The sequence below is a fragment of the Pontibacter beigongshangensis genome, assembly GCF_014332515.1.
GTDB lineage: Bacteria > Bacteroidota > Bacteroidia > Cytophagales > Hymenobacteraceae > Pontibacter > Pontibacter beigongshangensis.
The window spans coordinates 1-351 of sequence record NZ_VFSD01000071.1; the positions used below are offsets into that span (position 1 = coordinate 1).

The 351-nt window shown below is 52.4% G+C and carries 1 protein-coding gene; it reads right to left on the reverse strand.

Annotated features, from left to right (window positions below):
- Nucleotides 1-223, reverse strand: a 223-nt coding sequence (locus tag FJM74_RS22245) for a hypothetical protein (RefSeq protein WP_206684097.1), incomplete at its 3' end; no start/stop codon positions are given.
- Between the last annotated feature and the right edge of the window lie 128 nt (nt 224-351).

The following is a 351-nucleotide window of genomic DNA, read 5'->3' on the forward strand; positions in this document are numbered from 1 at the left end:
CGCCCTGTTCGCCAGTGCGAGCTCGTACTTTCATCATACCTGAGCATATTAATGGGGCAAAATCAGGGATGAGGCGTTGATGCCTCACATGCCGCTTACCAAAGAGAGAAAAAGCTGCAAGCCCGCTCTGGCGAACAATGTGCTGTTTTCCCTTCAGGATGAGCTCCGGAGGGCTGTTTTGATTAAAATAATTCTGAACGGCCGGATTCTTCCTCTTCTCCAACTGGCCCGGCGTACTTTAGGGGCTACAGCAGCAGAAGCCTCATGAAGACTGCCTCTACTGGAATAACTGAGTAAAACTTTGAGAGGGCCTGCCTTCCAACACGAAGTGCCGCCAAGCCCCACAGGCCC